Raw genomic sequence first — 20,633 nt, 5'->3', positions numbered from 1 at the left:
TTCGGTGAGGAGGGGTAGCATGCGGTTTTACACCATCAAGTTGCCGAAGTTCCTGGGTGGCATGATTCGGGGCATCATCGAGGCGTTCAACAAGAAAAAGTGAAGCTTCGGCCCCGAGCCTCCCTTTGGGAGAAGAGTGGAGAAACGGGAGAAATGCAAAAAAGCACCTCGAGGGTGCTTTTTTTCGCATAGCTGAAATCAACTATACGCGAGTTACGAGACCGGATTTCAGTGCTCGAGTACTTACATAAACGCGCTTCGGTTTTCCATTTACGAGAATGCGCACTTTTTGTACGTTGACACCCCAGGTGCGGCGAGTTGCGCGCATGGAGTGGGAGCGAGCGTTTCCAGCTTTAGCAGATTTACCTGTTACAAAGCAACGACGTGCCATTAAGATCCACCTCCCTTGTTACATCTAAACGGGATTTCCTTTGTGGGAAATACAAATACTCGACTATATTAGCACAACATTGCTGTCAATTGCAATACTTGACAAGATGATTTCCCCCGTCTTTCTCGTAGGGTTGATAGGATCGACAAAACGCTTCATTTCTATTAAGTGTTAGTGTAGAATTGTAAGGAAGCATGGTTACGCTTACCTATGACGGTCAAGCTGTTTTAACAGAGGAGGAGTCCTTGCATGACAGTGGAAATGAATACATCGCTAGGAAAGATCGATGTTACCGAAGACGTGATCGCACGGATTGCTGGAGGCGCGGCCATGGAAGTTTTTGGACTTGTGGGCATGGCTTCTCGCAAAGCGTTGAAAGATGGAATCGCTGAGTTGTTAGGAAGAGACAACCTGAGCAAAGGTGTCGTCGTTCATAACACAAATGGCGAAGTAGTTTTGGACATGCACATTATCGTCAGCTATGGCGTGAAAATTTCCGAGGTGGCAGGCAACGTTCAACGCCGTGTTCGATATACCTTGGAGCAAACGGTAGGCATTGATGTGACTGCTGTTAATATTTTTGTGCAGGGAGTTCGTACAGACAGGGATATGTAAGGAGGAACATCAGTTGGTACATACGCGTCTAGATGGCGTGCTGTTTAGCCGGATGGTTTACCTGGGGGCGAACCTTTTATCCGACAACGTCAGAGTAGTGGATGGATTAAACGTCTTTCCTGTGCCGGATGGCGATACGGGGACAAACATGAATTTGACTTTCTCTTCCGGTGTGGAGGAGCTAACTCGAAAAGAATCCCCCCGAATCACTGAATCGGCAGCTGCTTTGGCAAAAGGTCTGTTAATGGGCGCGCGCGGTAACTCCGGCGTGATTTTGTCCCAGTTATTCCGTGGCTTCAGCAAATCAGTCAATGGAAAAGATGAGGTTAACGCCCGTCAGTTTGCCGATGCCTTGAAAGCTGGTGTTGACTCTGCGTATCAAGCAGTGATGAAGCCGGTAGAAGGCACGATTTTGACTGTTGCCCGTGAAGCGGCGGAGATGGCTGTGCGTGCAGCGCGCACGTCAGATGATATTATCTCTGTCATGGAAAAAACATACGAGCAGGCACAAACTACGCTATTGCGTACGCCGGAAATGCTGCCTGTTCTAAAAGAAGTGGGCGTAGTCGACTCAGGTGGACAAGGTCTCTTGTTTATTTATGAAGGGTTTTTGCGAGCATTGCGCGGGGAGGAGCTATCTGCTGATCGTGAGCGTTCAGTACCCAAAATCGGTCAGCAAGAGCTGGACAAGCTCATTTCCGAGCAGCATAATGCGCAAATCCACATGAAAACGGAAGACATCACGTACGGGTACTGTACGGAGTTTATGGTTCATGTCGCGCATAGCACCGAGCCGAACAAAAAAACGTTCTCAGAAGCGCTGTTCCGCAACCATCTGGATACGATGGGCGATTCACTGCTCGTCGTCTCTGATGATGAAGTGGTCAAGGTACATATTCATGCAGAGCATCCGGGAAGCGTCCTGCAATACGCTCAGCAATTCGGTAGCCTGCATCGATTGAAGATAGAAAACATGCGCGAGCAGCATGCGAACATTCTCAAAGCGGAAGAGAGCAAAGGACAGGCGAAGCCAGAAACAGCTGCTCAACCTGTTGCAGACCTGCTTCCTTACGGATTGATCGCGGTAGCTGCTGGTGAGGGGATCGCTACGATTCTGCGCAGCATGGGTGTGCATGTGGTAGTAGAGGGCGGCCAAACGATGAACCCGAGCACAGAGGACTTCATGAAGGCCATCGAGGGGCTCCGTGCAGAGCACATCATCATCCTGCCAAACAACAGCAATATCATCATGGCAGCACAGCAGGCTTCCGAGCTCGCTGAAGTTCCTGTTTCTGTCATACCGACGAAGAGCATTCCGCAGGGATTGGCAGCACTGATCAGCTTCCGCGTAGATGTTGAACCAGAAGTGAACGTGCAAGCGATGACCAAGGCGATTGCTCAGGTGAAAACAGGGATGGTGACCCACGCGGTTCGCGACACACAAATGGGTGAGGTACAAATCAAAGAAGGCGATTTTATCGGCATGGCTGAGAAAGAAATCGTCACAGCAGGTCCTGACTTGTTAGCTTGCGCCACGACGCTGCTCTTGGGAATGGTGGATGAAGACTCCGAAATCATTACGATATTCTTAGGAGAAGATGCGACAGAAGATCAGGCTCATGCTTTGGAAAAAGCATTGTCCGATCCATTCCCGGATGTGGAAGTTGAGATCCAGGCAGGCGGTCAACCGTTGTATCCATTCATTTTTTCTGTCGAGTAAAAGCCAATTTTTTGAACACGAATGAATAGGGAGAGGAGCGATCGAGAATGCCAATTGTGATTCTTACCGACAGCGCGTCTGATATCGATGCAGCTGTCAGGCAGTCATTGGGGATCGTGGCCGTCCCGTTGAAAATCATGTTTGGGGCGGAAACGTATGTGGACGCAGTCACTATCTCGTCTTCGGAGTTTTTCGATAAGCTGAAGCAATCGAGCGTGATGCCGACGACCTCGCAGCCGTCTCCGCTTGAATTTGCAGAAGCGTACAAAGCGATCCATGAGAAATATGGCAAGGACGTGCAAATCATTGCCATACTTTTATCTGGTTCCTTATCGGGGACGTATCAATCAGCGATGATCGCCAAGTCGATGTTGGACGAAAATATCGACATTACGGTGATCGATTCTCGCAAAGCTTCGTTTGTTCATGGGATGATCTGTGTGGAGGCTGCCAAAGCCGCTCAAGCAGGCAAGAACAAGGAACAAATTCTGGATCAGATTGATCGTTATTTGGATGAGGTGCAGGTATACTTTATTGTGGATACGCTGGAGTTCCTGCAAAAAGGCGGTCGAATTGGCAAAGCATCTGCCGTCATCGGTTCGCTCTTGAATATCAAGCCGATTTTGACGCTGGATCCTGCCGGGTATGTGTCTGCTTTTGACAAGGTACGAGGGACGAAGAAAGCTCTGAATCGCGTATTTGAAGCGTTGCAGGAATACGCGCAAGGTGAGCCTGTGAAAATCGCTGTACTGCACAGCAGTGTTCCAGATCAAGCGGCTGAGCTCTTGGAGCGACTCAAGCAAGAGTTTTCGGTAACGGACTCTTGGTTGGAAGAGATTGGTCCCGTGATCGGTACGCATACAGGTCCAGGTCTACTCGGGATCGTCATGGTAAAAAATCAGTAAGGCATATATGGTATGGAGAGGAGCTTCCCTGAGGCAGGGGGCTTCTTTTTTTCATAGTCATGAAAAATAAGGGAGAGGTTTTGGTGAATAAGGATGAATTCCTTATTGAGTTGGAGGATATTGTGTATGACTCTCTATTTATTGGGGGCCATAAAGATGATTTGAATAAAGAAATTTCTGCTAATAGGTGGTCTATTTCTTTAAGTATGCAGTTAGCTAGTCAGTTCACAGTTTTTGATTTCATGAACTTTTTTCGTAAAGTAATAGCCAATAGACAACAGCAAATTTTAAAATCAAATAGTGATCATGGAATGCTGTTATATGTTTGGTTCGATTGGCAGGCTTCACAACTAAGATTTAATCTTATCTCTCAGATTCATGAAAGACTCCCTTTTAGCGGAAAAATTGAAATCCTTGATGAGCTTGAACCAATCATTAACGAGTTTATTCACTTCCCTTATCATGATGGAATTCCAATAGGAGAAACAGCAAACGAAGGAAATGATGTTCAAGTAGATTTCGTCCGAGAACCAGATCCCGTAAAGGTATTCCTAACTTCACTTCCAAAGAAATAGAACATGCTGGTCGTGGGATCCCTTTTTTCACTGGGAGTTTTTTCATTTATCCTGATTTGTCCGCATGTTGTCTACGTAAATCGATTATGATTGCCTTACGTACAGTTTCCTCTGTAGCGCTTTCAAAGGCTGTAGGATACAATGAAAGTAAATCTTGTTGAACCCCTTGTGATTCAGGAGGAGAACCGGTTGAAGTACAAAAGCGTATTTGATATTATCGGTCCAATCATGGTTGGGCCATCTAGCTCCCATACGGCTGGTGCAGCTCGTATCGGTCGTGTAGCTCGCAAGCTGTTTGGCAGAATGCCTTTGCGAGCAGAAATTGTTTTTTACGGCTCATTTGCAAAAACGTATCAAGGACATGGTTCTGATGTGGCGACAGTGGCAGGAATTCTTGACTTTGACACGTCGGATTTGCGTCTGAAAAATTCGCTGGTGATTGCAGAAAAAGCTGGCATGGAAGTGAAGTTGTCCACTTCTGATGTTTTGACAGAGCACCCGAACACGGCGCGGATCAAGCTGTCTGATGATGAGCATCAGATCGAAATCGTGGGTGTTTCCATTGGTGGCGGGAAGATCGAAGTGTTGGAAGTGAACGGGTTTTCCTTTCAGTTGGGCTTCGATACACCGACGCTCTTGGTTTTACATGAAGATCGCTTTGGGATGATTGCGGCTGTGGCAAAGGTACTGACGCAGCACAACATTAATGTGGGACTCATGGAAGTGTCTCGACACACACGCGGTTCGCGTGCTTTGATGGCAATCGAAACAGATTCGACGATCTCTCCGGAAGTCCTGGAGGAAATTCGTCAAATCCCCCATATCTTTGACGTATCCCTGCTCGCATTGAACTAAGCAAAAGGACGAGCAGGATTAGAGGAGTGAACAACCAGATGTTTCGTAATGTGGCTGAACTAGTTGAGTTGGCCGAATCCCAGGGGAAGAAGATCTCCGAGGTGATGATTGAAGCAGAAATGGAAGTTTCCCAGCGCAGTCGGGATGCCATTATGCAAGATATGTACGCCAACCTCGATGTGATGGAAAAAGCAGTGCGTCGCGGGCTTACCGAAGATATTCGCTCGCATAGCGGGTTGACGGGTGGCGATGCGAAGAAGCTGCAAACATATATGGAGACCAAGACATTTTTGTCCGGTCCCACACTTTTGAATGCCGTCTCGATGTCTGTGGCGGTGAACGAAGTAAACGCAGCAATGGGTACGATTGTCGCAACGCCCACAGCAGGAGCATGCGGTATTGTACCAGGGACGTTGTTTGCCGTATCTGACAAGCTACAGCCGACCCGTGAGGAAATGGTCAACTATTTGTTCACGGCAGGTGCTATCGGGTATTGCATTGCCAATAACGCGTTCATTTCGGGTGCTGCAGGTGGTTGCCAGGCAGAGGTAGGCTCTGCAACAGCCATGGCTGCGGCGGCGATTGTAGAAATGGCTGGCGGTACGCCTGAGGAATCTGCCCAAGCAGTGGCGATCGCATTGAAAAATATGCTCGGTCTGGTCTGTGACCCCGTAGCCGGACTGGTTGAAGTACCATGTGTGAAACGAAATGCGATGGGAGCAGCGATTGCGACGGTTGCCGCAGATATGGCAATGGCAGGCATCAAGAGTGTGATCCCGACAGATGAAGTCATCGAGGCCATGTACCGAATCGGCTGCGCCATGCCGACTACACTGAAGGAAACCGCACAGGGTGGTCTTGCTGCTACGCAAACGGGCCGTATGATCGAAGCCAAAGTGTTCGGCGTACGGATGGAGAAGTAAGATGGCTGGTGCATATCAATCGCCCGTCTCCCTTTTGCACGGGGTAGGGGAAGAGCGGGCGAAGGCATTTGCAGGACTGGGAATCAACAACATTGGTGATTTGCTGGAGTATTTCCCGTCTCGCTATGAAGATTACCGTGTGCGTGATTTGACAGAAGTAAAAGACGGAGAGAGGGTCACGCTGGCAGGTACGGTGTACGGCGAACCCTCTGTTCGTTTTTATGGAAAAAGAAAATCACGATTGTCCGTCAAGGTTGTCATGGACCGTGTCGTAGTGACGGCTGTCTGGTTCAATCAGACGTTTGTCAAAAGCAGGCTCTCGCCAGGCAAGGAAATACTCGTCACAGGAAAATGGGACAAGCACAAGCTGCAGATAACTGTGAGCGAAATGACAGAGGTAGACTCCGAACGTGCGACAAAACGAGGCGAGCTCGCCCCTGTCTATCCACTTGGCGGCGATGTGACGCATACACTGCTGCGCAAAACCATTCAACTGGCGTTGAGCCAGTACGGAAAGGAAATTCCTGAAATCCTTCCTGCGGATATCGTGGAGCGCTACCGACTGATGCCGCGGATTCATGCCTTTCATTCGATTCATTTTCCTGAAAATGCGGAAGATGGTCGTCAAGCGCGGCGACGGATTATGTTTGAGGAGCTTTTCTTATTCCAGTTGAAAATGCAAACATTGCGCAGGATTAATCGGCAGCAAACGGAAGGCGTTGCTTTGGCGATTCCGATGGAAGAGGTACGGGAATTTGTCAAAGGCTTACCGTTCCCGTTAACAGATGCCCAGAAACGAGTCGTAAAAGAAATTTTGGATGACATGCGGGCACCTCATGCGATGAATCGTTTGCTGCAAGGGGACGTAGGCTCGGGGAAAACCGTCGTAGCTGCTATTGCGCTGATTGCTGCGGTGAAAGCAGGTTATCAGGGAGCGCTAATGGTACCGACGGAGATTCTCGCCGAGCAGCATGTGCAGTCGTTGACGAAGCTCTTGTCCGATTACGGCATTCAGGTCGCGCTCTTGTCAGGCTCACTGACGGCGAAACGTAGACGCGAAGTCATCGGCTCTCTGCAAATGGGGTTAATCGATGTCGTAGTTGGTACCCATGCGCTCATTCAGGAGGATGTGTTTTTCTCCCGTCTTGGCCTCGTGATTACGGACGAGCAGCACCGATTTGGTGTGGAGCAACGGCGAATTTTACGGAATAAAGGCTTGTCGCCTGATGTCTTGTTTATGACTGCAACGCCAATTCCGAGAACACTGGCCATTACGGCATTTGGCGACATGGACGTCTCGACGATTGATCAAATGCCTGCGGGTCGCAAACCGATTGAGACGACATGGAAAAAGCATGATCAGTTTCCGGCTGTGCTCGAGCAAATGCGGGATGAGCTGCGCAAAGGACGACAGGCCTACGTTATTTGTCCGCTTATTGAGGAATCTGAAAAGCTCGACGTGCAAAATGCAATTGATGTACATGCTCAGCTCACACACATTTTCCCTGAATTCGGCGTAGGCTTGATGCATGGGCGACTGCCAGCGAAGGAAAAGGATGCCGTCATGCAAGCCTTCCTTGCCGCAGAGCACGCTGTCCTGGTCAGTACAACGGTCGTAGAGGTCGGTGTGAATGTTCCGAATGCCACCTATATGGTGATTTATGATGCAGAGCGGTTTGGTCTTGCTCAGCTTCACCAATTGCGTGGGCGCGTAGGACGTGGCTCTGAACAGTCGTATTGTGTGCTGATCGCTGACCCGAAATCCGAGATCGGAAAAGAGCGGATGCGTGTCATGTGCGAGACGACGGATGGATTTGAGCTGTCGCAGCGCGATTTGGAATTGCGCGGACCGGGTGATTTTTTTGGAACCAAGCAGAGCGGCTTGCCAGAGTTTAAAGTCGCTGATTTATTAAGTGATTACAAAGCGCTGGAGGTAGCGAGACAGGAGACTGTCAAGCTGGTAGCAGAGGATTCTTTCTGGCGGGACGAAAAGTATCGCTGGCTGCGTGACTATTTAAAGAATGAGGGCGTACTGGACGGTGTCGTCTTCGATTAAGAAAGGCAGGCCTTCCCACTTCAAGCGTGTGGGGAGGCTTTTTCTATAATGGGGTGAAACCTTAAGCTGGCATTCGACGTCTATCCTCTGTAAGGTAAATTTTTCAAGGAAGCGAGGCGAGTTTTTTGTCTTTGCGAAAAATTCGGGGAATGAGTATGTCCATTGTGTTCGCATTGATTATTTTGACAGGATCCGACTTCGCGCAAGCAACTTCCACGGACAGTCGGATTGCTCAGACTGGCCCATCCCATACGACCAGCCAAACGACAAAGGAATGGAAGCAAAAGGAACTGCCTTACGACTACGCCGCGATGAAAGAAGACGTGGTCATTCAGCTAAACGATGCTCCACAGCTCCACTCTCCTCGAAGAACGGTCGTGGGACCTGCACCACAGGCGTACACCCTCTTTTTTAAAGAAGCCGTGAACCGTGGAACAGTCGAAGCAGCTATCCGCAAAAATGCCCAGGAAGAGACCAAAAAAGAGAACTTGGGATTCGTGGAGCCGATTTTTACGTTTCACTGGGTGCACGATCGCCAACTGCAATTGCTGGCTACCCTTCCTGATACGCTTGCCAAAGACAGAAGCTGGACGGAGTATGTTGTAAACGTAGCAGGAGCGAAGACGGTAAAGGGAACCGTGTTTGACGATACGAACAATTTCTCAGCGGTGGTGTTTGCTCCCGCTCAGATTTGGCGAGTCTCAGTCGATGGCAAGGTGAAAGAAAAAATGACGGACTTTGCCGTCAGGACTCCCATGGAGTTTATCGACCCTCTGGAACGGTATGTGTTGCTGGAGCGATTTACAGAATATTGTGAGTGCGATGCCCGTTTCCCCATGCTGTATTCGATTTATGACACACAGACAAAAGAGCTGACTGCTTATCCATTGGAGCTCACTGACAATTATAGCGGTGCAGGCGACTTCATGGCAGATCGTCGCGGCTTCTTTTTCGCTCATCCACCGAAAGGGACAGACGTACCGAAAAGCGAGTTTGCCATTCGTGTCAAGGTAGATGGATACGTACATGGAGCCAGCTTTAGCCATGATCGCAAGCATGTATTGATGGCAGTAGGCAAGACTGAACAGAAAAAAGATCTCGATCTGGTCGTGTACGATTTGGCGACTGGGAAAGAACGGCGCCTCCCAGGGGTTATCAAAGGATGGGTTCCAACAGACGAGATGAATGGGCAAGTCCAGCCCGTCCGTTTTATGGATGATGGACGTTACGCGACGTTTGAAATGAGAACAGAGGAAGATAGCTTTGAAGAGCTTCGTCAACGCTACGATTGGTTGTCAGGCAAAGTGATCAGCTGGAATCCACCCGTTCCCAAAGAAGCTTGGTCTGGCTATATCCAGTCGACAGATGGCGCTTATCAAATGTATTGGAACGCAGGGGTGTTTAAAGGCGACGTCAAACTGATGGAAATGAAGCCAGAAGCGATATGGATTCCAGGCACTCACCATTTGGTTTATATCGATTGGGAAAAAGCTGAGCAAGGAACAGAGTCTGTGTCGTCGCTCTTCCTGTTCGATGCCGATCGTAAGCAACAAGCTGTGCTGGTGAAGGGACTGCCAGCAAGTGTATCGATTTTGGGAGCGAGCAACGACGGCAAATGGCTGTATGTCACGACTCCGGACGCATTTGCCCCTTAGGCGCGTCATATTCCGTTGCCAGCATTGATAAAATGATCAGGGATTCGTAAGTATCGCCCGATTTCAGGCAATCGCGCAAGGTGCCCTCTATGTGAAACCCTTCCGATAGGTAAAGGCTACGGGCACAGTCGTTCGTTTCTTTTACATCCAGCCAGAGTCGATGGGCTTTTTGTTCGATGAATGCCCAATGCTTGATCTGACGCAGGATGTTGCGTCCGTAGCCCTCTCCCTTCACCGCGATTGTAATACGCATAAGCTCAATACTTTGATGAGGATTGGTCAGCCCGGCGATGATAACGTAGCCGACGGGGTGGCCTGTTTCTTTTCTTTCGGCAATCATATGGAGGATGTCCGGGTCACCAAGAGCGTTGTGGTGCCGATCTTCGCTCCACGGAATAATGAACGGGGTATTCTCTGGCGCATTTTCTACTTCGCATACGAATGGAATATCTGCCGGTGTCGTGCGGCGCAAGTGGATGGTCATGCCCTTTAACATTGGCTTACCATGATCAGATTGCCGTCGGGATCGCGGAAGTTGAACCAGTGGCCATGCTGGATAGGAGTGACGACTTCAACTCCGCTCTCTTTGAGAAATGCATAAGAGGCTTCGATATCCTGTGTGTTGAAATGAAACAAGGGGGCATCATCTGTGATGCGCTTCGGAAAGATTTTGCTATCCAGAACGAGCGTCAATCCGCTTTGTAAAGGAATGCAGTATATATGCCCGAACATAATTTCACCGTCTGCGGGAATGCCCAAGAGACGGCAGTACCAGTCGCGTGCGCGCTCGATGTCGCTGACGGCTACAAAAATAGCTCCGATTTGGGGGAGTAGAGGGGAAGTCGTTGTCATTGGGATAAAGCTCCTTTCCATAGTCGTTTATACAAGGTCGACCCGTCATAATCGTGCACGAAATGTCGGATCGTCCGATTTCGCATCTGCTATTCTGAGGGAGAAAGGGAGGTCATTACCATGGATTTGCTTGTGAAGCTGAATGAGGCTCTGGACTACATCGAAGACCATTTGACAAGCGAGATTGACTATAAAGAAATCGCCCAGGTGGCTTGCTGCTCCGAGTATCACTTCAAAAGGCTGTTTTCTTTTCTCGCTGGTGTTCCGCTATCCGAGTACATCCGGCGCCGACGCATTACGCTTGCAGCTTTTGAGCTTGCGGACAGCAACGAGCGTGTCATTGACATTGCGATCAAATACGGATACGGATCGGCTGATTCCTTTGCCAGAGCTTTTCAGAATGTGCATGGAGTCACTCCGACAGAAGCCAGACACATCGGCCATTCCTTGAAGGCTTATCCGCGAATGACCTTTCATCTATCCATTAAAGGAGGCAGTGCCATGAACTACCGTATGGAAGAAAAAGAGGCATTTCGCATTGTGGGTCTGAAAAAAAGAGTTCCGTTGATTTATCGTGGAGTCAATCCAGAGATTGCGACCATGTGGGCTTCATTAGGTATGGAGATGATTCAGCAACTAAAATCGCTATCCGATGTCGAACCAATCGGACTGATCAGTGCGTCCACGAACTTTTCAGAAGGTCGGCTGGAATATGGCGAGCTCGATCACTATATCGGCGTAGCTACTACAAAAGCTTATCCAGACAATTTGGCAGTACTTGAAGTTCCTGCTTCCACCTGGGCGGTTTTCGAAGCAGTGGGTCCTTTTCCTGATACGCTGCAAGATATCTGGGCCCGGATTTATTCGGAATGGTTTTTATCCTCCGGTTATGAACAGGCTGAGGGTCCTGAGATTTTGTGGAACGAAAGCAAAGACACTTCATCACCAACATTTCGAAGCGAAATTTGGATTCCTGTCGTGAAAAAGTAACCCCTTATTGGATTCGCTCTTGTTTGCGGAACACCTGCCGAGGCGTGCTGGAGTGGTCGCGGCCGAAGTGCTGTGGCAGGCACAGCAAAAGTGCCACCAGCTCGTCGTTGTTCGTCCGCGCATGGAGATGTACATTCGCATCTCCATGCAAATCACTCGCATATTCGAGGCATTTATTGACAAGGTGGAGCCTTACTCGATCGATGAGCAGTTTCTCGACGTGACAGGCAGCGTCCACCTGTTTGGTGATCCGTTGCAGATGGCTGCACAAATTCGGCAGCGCGTTTGGATGGAGACCTATTTATACATTGATTTCCTTCACCATGACTTTTTCACCGTTAATATCAATTTCTCCATTGAACTTGAATCCATATTTTTGATACATACGAATGGCCTGGACATTGTCCTTAAATACACTTAAGTAAATTTTTTCACAGTTATACTGTTTGACAAGATGCTGAATAAGGGCTTCCAATGATTGCTTACCTATGCCATATCCTTGATAACGGTGGTCAATAAAGTAGCGATCCAACCAAACACGTTTATCCTCTATTTCATCTTCACCCGGGAATTCCCCGTACATCGCAAATCCAACTAAATCTTTGTCAGTATATAGCCCTACTGGCTGATAATAGCTGCATGCTTTCGCATCTTGTAAACATTTTTGAGGTGTCTCGATAAATGAGGTTTGGTCCTTTTTGACACGTAATTGCAGGATTTCTTGAACATTTTCTGGCGTTATGTCACGAATAATGATATTCATGACTATCAAACCCTTTCCCTTAAATTTATAGTAAGAAATGTACACTATATAGTAACTATATAGTCAAGAGAGGGAGGGTTGTATGTCAGAGGGGACACATAAATATTTCACGACAGGGGAATTTGCGAGGCTATGTCGAGTCAATAAGCAAACATTGTTTTATTATGATGACATCGGGTTAATGTCACCAGATATTAAAAATGAGAAGGGCTATCGATTCTATTCGTATCGACAGTTTGAGCTATTTAACGTGATTGAATTATTAAAAGAGGTCGGGATGCCCTTAAAAGAAATAAAGCCCTTTCTGGAAAACAAAACACCAGAAAACTTTGTTAGCCTTTTAGAAGATAAAGCGTCTACAATTCAGCGCAAAATTCAAAACCTGCAGCAAATCCAACAAATGATTGAAACGAAGCTTAGCTTGACCAAGGAAGCCATCAAAACCGATTTTTCACGTATTCATATAGAAGAACTTTCGGAGGAAAAATTATTTACCAGTGATGTCATTCTAGATTGTACGGACCGAGACTTCGTACGGGCTGTTTCTGATTTTATCAATGCGCTCCTTACGCATCGGCTCGATACGGGTTATCCAATTGGAGCGATGGTTTCACGTAATCAACTATTGTCAGCAGATTACGAAAACTATTCGAATTTATATATGAAACAAACAGAAAATCATGAAGCGATAACTTGCTATACAAAGCCAAAGGGGTTGTATGTGGTTGGCTATCATATTGGAAAGAGTGAGAGGATTACTGCAACTTATGAAGAAATGCTCGCATTTATAAAAGTCCACGAACTTCAAATCGGGGAATACTCGTATGAAGAATACGTACTAGATGCGGTAACCAAAAATACTAGCGAAGAGTATGTGACAAAAATAATGATAGAGGTTCGAAAATAACTTTTTTCGCGTATTGGGAAATGGTTTTGTCCCGATTGTTAAGAATCAACTCATGCGTCTGTTGAAATAGGACATAGAAGAATCAGATATTGTTGAAATGCGTCAGATCGATAAGAGTCTGGCGCTTTTTTATAGTGATGTAGGAAGATTGTTGAATTAAGTGGCAGCGTTTTGAACGAATTTCAATTATGATGTTTGTGGCAATACTGCTGGTTGGGTTCCTTTCATAATTAACTATAGAAATGAGGGTTATAATGGACAAATGGGAAAGGATTTGGGGGCAGAATAGTATTGAAGATATCGATATACACTTACGTAATGCTGCGAGAAACTTGCATAAACTAGAAACCGTTGATGAAGCACTGCTGTTTCTAGTAGAGTCATTTTGCGATGAGTTTGTCTGTGACTACGTTGCGATTATTCAAAAATCAGAGGATGTCTTGAGCATTAAAATAAGAAGAGGAGACTCACAGAGTTTTGAGAAGAAGTTTCCATTATCGTGTTCGTCTTGTTTGGAATGCTGTTTATCTAAACCACATTGTTCTATGGATGATATCGAGGTATGGAAGAGTTGTGATCTGCTTAGAGAATTTGAGAATGAAGGTTTTGTTACCTGGTTTACCTTCCCAATGAAGGAAAGCGACTCCACCAGTTTTGATGTCTGTGTTGTTGGGTATCGGGAGGCGGCTCCCTTGAATATCCAAGCGGACAAGTCCTTTGAGGAATATGGGAAAGATTTCGCAATCGTAATGGAAATGGTAAAAAACAAAGAGAAAGAAAAGCAGAAATTGAAGGCAGAACTCGAAGACAAAAATCGCTTGGAAAAACGAATGATTCACTATAAAGAATTAGTAACACAGGCTTTGGTAGGTGACGGTTACTTTGAGGTTACCAAAACCTTCTCACATTTGATTGGAAAAACAGTTTTTCTATTTGATCGTTTCCTGCATCCGATCTCCAGCTTTTTCATGGGAGAACAGAATGAGGAGCTGGAGGAAATCGTAAGACAACTGAATGTAAAAGCATGGGAAATCATGAATATTCCTGATCGAGAGCAGTGGCTCCAATATGGGGAAGACAATCATCTTGGAATATGGAAGGTAGTTTGTGGCAGTGAGCTATCCGGGTATGTAGGTGTGAAAGCAAGTAAACAGGAGTTCGATCTGGAAATGCGAATGACACTGAAGTACGCTTTGGATGTATATGCGATTCAGATCAGAAAGCAAAAACTTGTGGCAGATGCAAAAGAACAGGTTAAGGACGGTTTTATCCATCAACTTTTTCTGGAAAAGATTGAAGATAAAGAAAAAATGATCGGATATGCCAATCTGTTTAATCTCAATCTGTTTGAACCTAATAGAATTGGTGTATTATCTATCGAATGTAATCATAGAGAAGCGGATTTACAATCAATTGAGCTCAAGATGACTTGGATATGGGAAAAAATCAGAACAGCATTATACCTCTTTGATCGAAATATTATCGTAACGCAAAAAGAGGGGCGCTATGTTCTGATTGTTCCTGACCAAAAAGAAAAAGACAGCAACCTCTATTGGAAGCTGATTCATAAACAAATTAGGGATGTTGTTTCACCAATGATACAAGGAATTGAAATTTTTTTAGGAATAAGTTCTAGGACACAAACCATAGAAGACTACCACATTTGTTATCGCCAAGCTCATCAAGCTTTGAAAATCGTAAGTAACCGCGTTTCAAACAAACATATACAAAACTTTGACAATCTTGGCTCTCTTTCTATTTTATTTGATCTTGAAGAAAGTTTTGCGACAAAGTTGTTCATCAAGAAATATCTGGACCCGTTATTAAACTACGGAAATGAAAAAGGAAAAGACCTGTTTGATACTTTGCGGGTGTATTTAAGCATGAACGGAAATATAAAAGAAACTGCAGAATATCTTTTTATCCATCGAAGTTCACTGAAGTATAGATTAGAAAAGATAACAGACTTATTACAGCTGGAGCTGAATGATCCGGAAGAGCGGTTTAATCTCATGTTAGCCTTTAAGCTGTACGATTTATTCGAACAAAGAAACCTCCACCGTGGATGAAAAAGTATTCATTTTTCGTCTGCTATGAACATATTTCTCTACCTATATTTTATATATCATTTTTCCTGGAGTGAATTGTAGACACGCTAGGAAAGGTGATTGTATGAAGCTAAAGAAGACGTTGAATGTTGCTCTTGTATCTCTCTTAATGAGTACACTTTTCTCAGGATTTGCACAGGCCAAAACAAATGCAACGAACCCCATCAGTAAAAAGGCAGATGTCATATTGCAAAACGGTACTGTTTACACCGTTAATGCAAAGCGTGATTTTGCTGAAGCCATAGCGATCAGTGATGGGAAAATTATATATGTTGGCACCAATCAAGGAGTAAAACCTTATCAAAACTCAAAGACCAAAGTGGTTGATCTTGGCGGAAAGATGGTTCTTCCTGGTTTTATTGATAGCCACACTCATGTGACTGCAGCCGTTGAAACAATCTTTTCAGTGAATCTGGTTGGAAAAGAATCGCGGGAGGATTATCTCCATACAATTAAAGAATTTGTTCAAAAGAACCCTAATCTTAAAGGCTTGAAGGGATTTGGCTGGGAAAACCCTGTCTTCCCCGGAAAGGGCCCGAAAAAAGAGGATCTTGATCAAATCGTAAAGGATATACCTGTTGTCTTAACCTCAGGAGACCATCACTCGGTGTGGGTGAACTCTAAAGCTCTTAAACTGGCCGGTATTACCAAGGATACCAAGAATCCAGAAGGCGGCGTAATTGAGCGAGACGATGTTACGGGGGAACCTACTGGTACTCTTCGGGAGACCGCTCAAGATCTGGTTTTGGGGATTATTCCGGATTACTCTGAAGAAGAGTATAAGGAAGGGATTTTAGCGTATGAGCAGATGGCAGCAGAAAAAGGGATTACTTCTGTCCATCTCGCGTTAGCTGTTCCAGGTAGTAATGCCCTAAAAGCATTAAAGGCTCTTGAAGCAGAAAACAAACTTCATCTAAAATATCGTGTTTCCTTGGCCACTGATCCTTCCAAGGGTTCGTCACAAGTAAAATCGTTGGTAGAAGAACGGGCGAAACTAAACGGACCCGATGTCCAGGTAAACTCGGTGAAGGTATTCATGGATGGTGTAATCGAGGGAGGAACAGCTGCACTAATTGAACCATATATGGATAAGCACAATGCAAAACCGCAATGGGACCCTCGAGTCTTTAACGAAACAGCTGCTGCCTTAGATAAAGCAGGTTTTGCCATGCATGTTCATTCTGTCGGAGATGCTGCCACCAAAGAAACCTTGAATGGTTTTGAATACGCGGTAAAGAAGAATGGAAAAAGAGATTCTCGCCATCAGATGACTCATCTTCAAATTGTTCAGCCAAGTGATATTCAGCGCATGGAAAAATTGAATGTTGTGGCTGTTGCCAATCCATATTGGTTTATTAAATCACCAGGCTATTATGAAAACATTGAACTGCCTTATCTCGGAGAGGAACGGGCGAGTCGTGAGTATCCGATGAAGAGTCTGATCAATAACGGAGTGAAAGTGGCCTCTGCCAGTGACTATCCGATAACGTGGAAATTTGATCCATTATACGGAATACAAGTAGGTGTCACCAGAGAGGAGCTCGGAAATACCGATCCTAAGTTAGTGCTCGGACCTGAAGAAAAAGCATCGGTTGCTGATTTGATTGCTAGCTTCACGATTAACGGTGCCTATGCCAGCTTTTCAGATAAAATCACTGGTTCCATTGAACAAGGGAAGGAAGCAGACCTTGTTGTGATCGATAAGAATCTCTTTAAGATTCCTTCGACAGAAATTGGTAGTGCAAAAGTATTGTTGACGATGGAAGCAGGAGAAGAAACCTTCAGGGATGCCACGTTAAAATAATGAACTACTTGGGGCTGTCCTAAAAGGGTAATCCGAATGACAAAATCCCAAAAAACATCCCGTTTCACACTCTAGGGTGGAACGGGATATTTAATTCCCTACCAAGTGCCGCATTCGGGCATACGATGTCTCGTACAAGGGTGTACATAATGAGTGCAAAAAATATTGGTGAGCGAGTCAAAAACCTAAAATTACTGCGATTTAAATGAGTTGGATTTCCATTCTCCATCGCATGTAATAAAAATGGAATTAGCCGGGTGTCTTTCAGTGATTAATCGAAAAACAAACTTTTTAGGGTATCTCATACTGCTTCATCTGTAAGGCAAGCAAATGATAAATAGAGGTAAAAAAATGAAAAATCAACACGTAAAGGTCGACTGGTACGCGGCCAGCGCCAACAAGGATTCGTATTTCGCACGGGACGGCGTGCATCTTGTCGAGGAAGGCGCCAAAGTATATGCTTCTCTGATAGTCGAAGCGATCAAACCGCAACAAAACGGCGATACCCGAAGCGGTACAACTGTAACCGTCCGTTAATGTGATGCCGAGACAAAAGGAAAGTCAGTTACATATTCTATATGGGGTACCGCTAACCAGGAAGAAACAACAATTTTAATGGCTACATTTATGGCTATGGGAACGAACATTTCATTCCGGCAGATGTCCCAATGCCAAAACGTTTTATGAAATAAAGTGTCACTTATATGCAACTATCTTTATTATATCGCTTGTTTATAATACCCTCATAAACATCGACACACCTTATAGAAGAGAGAGGAACCCAACATGAATTTCAAAAAAATCATCGTCGGCACCATACTGACATCCGGCGTAGTGATCGGCATCTTACTCGCTATTAACTATGACAAAGTAGAACACCCAGCACAGCATGTTGCACAGGAAAGCGGAAAAACAAACCTTTACACTAACCCTCAAGCAAAATTCAGCTTTAAACCTCCAACTTCTTGGAACGGAAATTATAAGGTGAACCAATACGAAGGTGCAGATGCAGACAAAATTCTGCCATCTGCCAAACATGTAGTGCAGTTCGATTATGCGACAAAGGATGGAAAAGATTCTGAAACGCTTCTGATGATCTCCGTTTTTACGAAAACGGATTGGACCCGCCTCTCTAGCGAAGCAGGTCCACCTGTTGGGACATCCATTGCAGAATCAAATGACATGGTGTATGTGTATACAACTCCACAGTCCAATCCGTTTGATTCCGAGTCAGAAGACGGTAAGCTGTTTGACCAACTATACGGTGATTTGAATATAAATGAATCTTTCGCACTTCTAAAATAAGACTGTTATTATTTGTTGTACTCTGAAACTCAGAACGGAACAAACCAATTTTCTCTACATTGGACGCTACGAGCGCATCCGTCTCCTCCAAACAGCCATCTTGCCATCAAGTGCACACTATGGCGACGAGGTTTGGGTAGCCATGTGCTTCAAGGCTTCATAGGTTTGACGCTCCGTTTCGGTCTGTGCCACATTTTCCCGATTACGGGCCAAAATCGCCGTGTGGGAAGTGGAACCGTCTTTTGCCGTAGAGATACCGCGTACAAATGCAACGGTTCCGAAGGTGTTAGGTCCTCTGAGACAAGAATGAACGGCTTTTCCGGAAAAGTGGCTATCTGCTCACTTCCTGACAATTTGTACATAAAGGAGCAAAAATGAAATGCAGTGGATAAGGGATATAAAAGTAAGCAAAAAAATATTATTGCTTATGATAATGGCAGTTGTATTTTTAACCATGGTAGGGTTCGTGGGGGTTACATACATCAAAAGTATGGCGGAAAATTCAACTGAAATGTATGAAGATCGGATGAATTCAGTAAGATGGCTTTCTGAAATCCGATTGAATAATCGTGTCGTTGAGGTAAATACATTAGGCTTATTACTAACGAAAGACCCAAAAGAGAATGAAGAAATGAAGAAAACAATGAACGACAGGAAGCTTGCCACGGCACAGTTGATAAAAAGCTATGAAAGAACAAAAATGGATGAGCATGAGAAAGAGTTATTTCGTCAATATAAAGAGTTGCGCAATACGTACTGGGGAAATGTAGAAAAAGTAATTGCTCTGGCGATGGTCAATAAAAATGATCAAGCTTACCAATATTATGTACAAGATGTTAGAGAGACTCGTGCGCAGTTGAGTGGTAAGCTGGAGAAACTGGCGGATTACAATCAGGAAAGAGCGGAAGAACTCTATAAGACAAATAGCGCTTATGCAAAGGGCGCGATTACTTGGACAGTTATCATTACAGTGGTTGCGATTGTATTATGTGCGCTTCTCACTTTAGTCATTGGTCGCATCATTACGCGTCCGCTTCACATGATGAAAGAATTAATGATAAAAGCGGAGCAAGGCGATTTAACCGTACAAGGAGATTATCAAGCAAGAGATGAGATAGGGATGCTAACCCAATTATTTAACAACATGATGCGCAGTGTACGTAGTGTCGTGCAGCAGGTAAACACAAATGCAATGGAATTATCCGCAAGTTGTGAGGAGTTATTGGCAACGGGTGAACAGGTAAAATACGCGGCAAGTCAGATTTCAACAACAATTCAAGAAGTGGCAGGAAGTGCAGAGTATCAGCTGTCCGGTGCTGATCAAGTAAATCAAGCCGCTGTAGAAATTTCTAAAGGAATGGAGCAAGCCGCATCTTCTATGCAGGCTGTTGCCGATCTGACAGTAACGGCAAATCATAAGGCGGCGACAGGGAATCGGGTTGTTACAGAAACAGTAGCCCAGATTGAGCTTGTCCAGCAAAAAGTGAATACGACAGCGTCAGTTGTTGATACGCTTGGTGAGAAGTCGAAAGAAATTGGGCGGATTGTTACGCTGATTACCGAAATCTCTAATCAAACGAACTTGCTTGCCTTAAATGCAGCGATCGAAGCAGCAAGAGCAGGCGAGCATGGAAAAGGGTTTGCGGTTGTAGCAGATGAAGTGCGAAAGCTGGCGGAGCAGTCAGGACAGGCATCTGAGGAAATCGGGCAGTTGATTTCTGAAATTCAGACAGAAGCAGGGCATGCAGTGCTTTCGATGGGAGAAGGAACGTCTGCTGTTCATAAAGGGATTGAGATGGTTCAGCAGGCAGGTGAAGCGTTTCATGATATTACGAATATGGTGGAACATGTTTCGGTACAATCACAGGAAGTGTCTGCGATTGTAGAAGAAGTAACGGCGAGTTCGCAGCATGTGGTGAAAATGATAAGAGGGCTTGCAGATACTTCACAGCAATCTATGACTCATACACAAAATGTGTCTGCAGCAGCGCAGGAACAGTATTCATCGATGGAAGAAATCGCTTCTGCTATTGAAGTAGTAAGCAGAATGGCGGAAGAATTGCAACAATCCATAACTAAGTTCAAAGCATAAAAGTACAGGAAATAGTCAAAAACCTCTTGGGTAATGTAGTGCACCCCTTAATGTAGACATTGGAAAAGCACCCTGGTGTTAAAATCGATGAATAATTGATATCATCCCCTTTGAGTA

At 45.5% G+C, this 20,633-nt stretch carries 21 protein-coding genes and 1 pseudogene; 17 read left to right on the top strand and 5 right to left on the bottom strand.

Annotated elements, in window-relative coordinates:
- The first annotated feature begins 19 nt into the window (after window positions 1-19).
- Window positions 20-103, top strand: a complete 84-nt coding sequence (gene spoVM, locus ODZ53_RS01835) for a stage V sporulation protein SpoVM (protein WP_005831022.1) — start codon at window positions 20-22, stop codon at window positions 101-103.
- Between the two features lie 99 nt (window positions 104-202).
- On the opposite strand, the gene rpmB is transcribed toward spoVM, so the two are convergent.
- On the bottom strand, window positions 203-391 hold the full coding sequence (rpmB, locus tag ODZ53_RS01830; protein WP_005831020.1) for a 50S ribosomal protein L28: 189 nt from the start codon (window positions 389-391) through the stop codon (window positions 203-205).
- A gap of 249 nt (window positions 392-640) precedes the next feature.
- On the opposite strand from rpmB, the gene ODZ53_RS01825 reads away from it, so the two are divergent.
- From ODZ53_RS01825 to ODZ53_RS01790, 8 genes are all read left to right on the top strand, one after another.
- Window positions 641-1,006 carry an Asp23/Gls24 family envelope stress response protein gene (locus ODZ53_RS01825; protein ID WP_007728362.1) on the top strand — a complete coding sequence of 122 codons (366 nt, stop codon included), beginning with the start codon at window positions 641-643 and terminating at the stop codon, window positions 1,004-1,006.
- 13 nt (window positions 1,007-1,019) lie between these two features.
- The gene (locus tag ODZ53_RS01820) at window positions 1,020-2,726 is read left to right on the top strand and encodes a DAK2 domain-containing protein (protein ID WP_372675715.1); all 1,707 of its coding nucleotides are present in this window, start codon (window positions 1,020-1,022) and stop codon (window positions 2,724-2,726) included.
- A 47-nt stretch (window positions 2,727-2,773) separates the two neighbouring features.
- Window positions 2,774-3,631: a DegV family protein gene (locus tag ODZ53_RS01815; protein ID WP_015891979.1), complete on the top strand. Its 858-nt coding sequence runs from the start codon at window positions 2,774-2,776 to the stop codon at window positions 3,629-3,631.
- An 83-nt stretch (window positions 3,632-3,714) separates the two neighbouring features.
- A complete protein-coding gene (locus tag ODZ53_RS01810; protein WP_372675714.1) occupies window positions 3,715-4,206 on the top strand; it encodes a hypothetical protein in 492 nt (163 codons plus the stop codon).
- Window positions 4,207-4,395: 189 nt separating this feature from the next.
- Window positions 4,396-5,061 carry an L-serine ammonia-lyase, iron-sulfur-dependent subunit beta gene (sdaAB, locus tag ODZ53_RS01805; RefSeq protein ID WP_372675713.1) on the top strand — a complete coding sequence of 222 codons (666 nt, stop codon included), beginning with the start codon at window positions 4,396-4,398 and terminating at the stop codon, window positions 5,059-5,061.
- 38 nt (window positions 5,062-5,099) lie between these two features.
- Window positions 5,100-5,984: an L-serine ammonia-lyase, iron-sulfur-dependent, subunit alpha gene (gene sdaAA, locus ODZ53_RS01800; protein WP_007728344.1), complete on the top strand. Its 885-nt coding sequence runs from the start codon at window positions 5,100-5,102 to the stop codon at window positions 5,982-5,984.
- 1 nt (window position 5,985) lies between these two features.
- Entirely contained in the window at window positions 5,986-8,040 is a 2,055-nt protein-coding gene (recG, locus tag ODZ53_RS01795; RefSeq protein ID WP_372675712.1) for an ATP-dependent DNA helicase RecG, read from the top strand.
- Between the two features lie 155 nt (window positions 8,041-8,195).
- Complete coding sequence (locus tag ODZ53_RS01790; protein WP_372675977.1) at window positions 8,196-9,695, top strand: hypothetical protein; 1,500 nt, start codon at window positions 8,196-8,198, stop codon at window positions 9,693-9,695.
- Here the strand turns inward: ODZ53_RS01790 and ODZ53_RS01785 are convergent.
- Together ODZ53_RS01785 and ODZ53_RS01780 are read right to left on the bottom strand one after the other, a co-directional pair.
- Complete coding sequence (locus ODZ53_RS01785) at window positions 9,667-10,179, bottom strand: GNAT family N-acetyltransferase (protein ID WP_372675976.1); 513 nt, start codon at window positions 10,177-10,179, stop codon at window positions 9,667-9,669. The two genes, ODZ53_RS01790 and ODZ53_RS01785, sit on opposite strands and share 29 nt — an antisense overlap.
- 5 nt (window positions 10,180-10,184) lie before the next feature.
- The gene (locus ODZ53_RS01780) at window positions 10,185-10,547 is read right to left on the bottom strand and encodes a VOC family protein (RefSeq protein WP_173604727.1); all 363 of its coding nucleotides are present in this window, start codon (window positions 10,545-10,547) and stop codon (window positions 10,185-10,187) included.
- A 120-nt stretch (window positions 10,548-10,667) separates the two neighbouring features.
- On the opposite strand from ODZ53_RS01780, the gene ODZ53_RS01775 reads away from it, so the two are divergent.
- Window positions 10,668-11,537: an AraC family transcriptional regulator gene (locus ODZ53_RS01775; protein WP_372675711.1), complete on the top strand. Its 870-nt coding sequence runs from the start codon at window positions 10,668-10,670 to the stop codon at window positions 11,535-11,537.
- A 46-nt stretch (window positions 11,538-11,583) separates the two neighbouring features.
- Window positions 11,584-11,835 (top strand): annotated as a pseudogene (locus tag ODZ53_RS01770) (Y-family DNA polymerase); the annotation flags it as partial.
- A 3-nt stretch (window positions 11,836-11,838) separates the two neighbouring features.
- Here the strand turns inward: ODZ53_RS01770 and ODZ53_RS01765 are convergent.
- The gene (locus ODZ53_RS01765; RefSeq protein WP_372675710.1) at window positions 11,839-12,300 is read right to left on the bottom strand and encodes a GNAT family N-acetyltransferase; all 462 of its coding nucleotides are present in this window, start codon (window positions 12,298-12,300) and stop codon (window positions 11,839-11,841) included.
- Between the two features lie 82 nt (window positions 12,301-12,382).
- Between ODZ53_RS01765 and ODZ53_RS01760 the strand changes: the two genes are divergently transcribed.
- The 5 genes from ODZ53_RS01760 to ODZ53_RS01740 all read left to right on the top strand — a co-directional run bounded on the left by ODZ53_RS01760 (window position 12,383) and on the right by ODZ53_RS01740 (window position 18,424).
- Complete coding sequence (locus ODZ53_RS01760; protein ID WP_372675709.1) at window positions 12,383-13,207, top strand: MerR family transcriptional regulator; 825 nt, start codon at window positions 12,383-12,385, stop codon at window positions 13,205-13,207.
- Between the two features lie 254 nt (window positions 13,208-13,461).
- Window positions 13,462-15,276 (top strand): PucR family transcriptional regulator, encoded by a 1,815-nt coding sequence (locus tag ODZ53_RS01755; protein ID WP_372675708.1) that lies wholly within the window; start codon window positions 13,462-13,464, stop codon window positions 15,274-15,276.
- A 103-nt stretch (window positions 15,277-15,379) separates the two neighbouring features.
- Complete coding sequence (locus tag ODZ53_RS01750) at window positions 15,380-17,119, top strand: amidohydrolase (RefSeq protein WP_372675707.1); 1,740 nt, start codon at window positions 15,380-15,382, stop codon at window positions 17,117-17,119.
- Between the two features lie 351 nt (window positions 17,120-17,470).
- Window positions 17,471-17,656 carry an SGNH/GDSL hydrolase family protein gene (locus ODZ53_RS01745; RefSeq protein WP_372675706.1) on the top strand — a complete coding sequence of 62 codons (186 nt, stop codon included), beginning with the start codon at window positions 17,471-17,473 and terminating at the stop codon, window positions 17,654-17,656.
- A gap of 249 nt (window positions 17,657-17,905) precedes the next feature.
- Window positions 17,906-18,424 (top strand): hypothetical protein, encoded by a 519-nt coding sequence (locus ODZ53_RS01740; RefSeq protein ID WP_372675705.1) that lies wholly within the window; start codon window positions 17,906-17,908, stop codon window positions 18,422-18,424.
- A gap of 117 nt (window positions 18,425-18,541) precedes the next feature.
- Here ODZ53_RS01740 and ODZ53_RS01735 read toward each other — a convergent pair whose 3' ends face one another.
- The gene (locus ODZ53_RS01735; RefSeq protein ID WP_372675975.1) at window positions 18,542-18,679 is read right to left on the bottom strand and encodes a hypothetical protein; all 138 of its coding nucleotides are present in this window, start codon (window positions 18,677-18,679) and stop codon (window positions 18,542-18,544) included.
- Between the two features lie 124 nt (window positions 18,680-18,803).
- Between ODZ53_RS01735 and ODZ53_RS01730 the strand changes: the two genes are divergently transcribed.
- On the top strand, window positions 18,804-20,516 hold the full coding sequence (locus ODZ53_RS01730; RefSeq protein ID WP_372675704.1) for a methyl-accepting chemotaxis protein: 1,713 nt from the start codon (window positions 18,804-18,806) through the stop codon (window positions 20,514-20,516).
- Window positions 20,517-20,633: the final 117 nt, after the last annotated feature.

It is taken from the genome of Brevibacillus sp. BD137, from assembly GCF_041644655.1.
In the GTDB taxonomy this organism is placed as follows: domain Bacteria; phylum Bacillota; class Bacilli; order Brevibacillales; family Brevibacillaceae; genus Brevibacillus; species Brevibacillus brevis_D.
The sequence above is the reverse complement of the archived record's forward strand: the minus strand, read 5'-3'. Positions and strand labels throughout refer to the sequence as shown.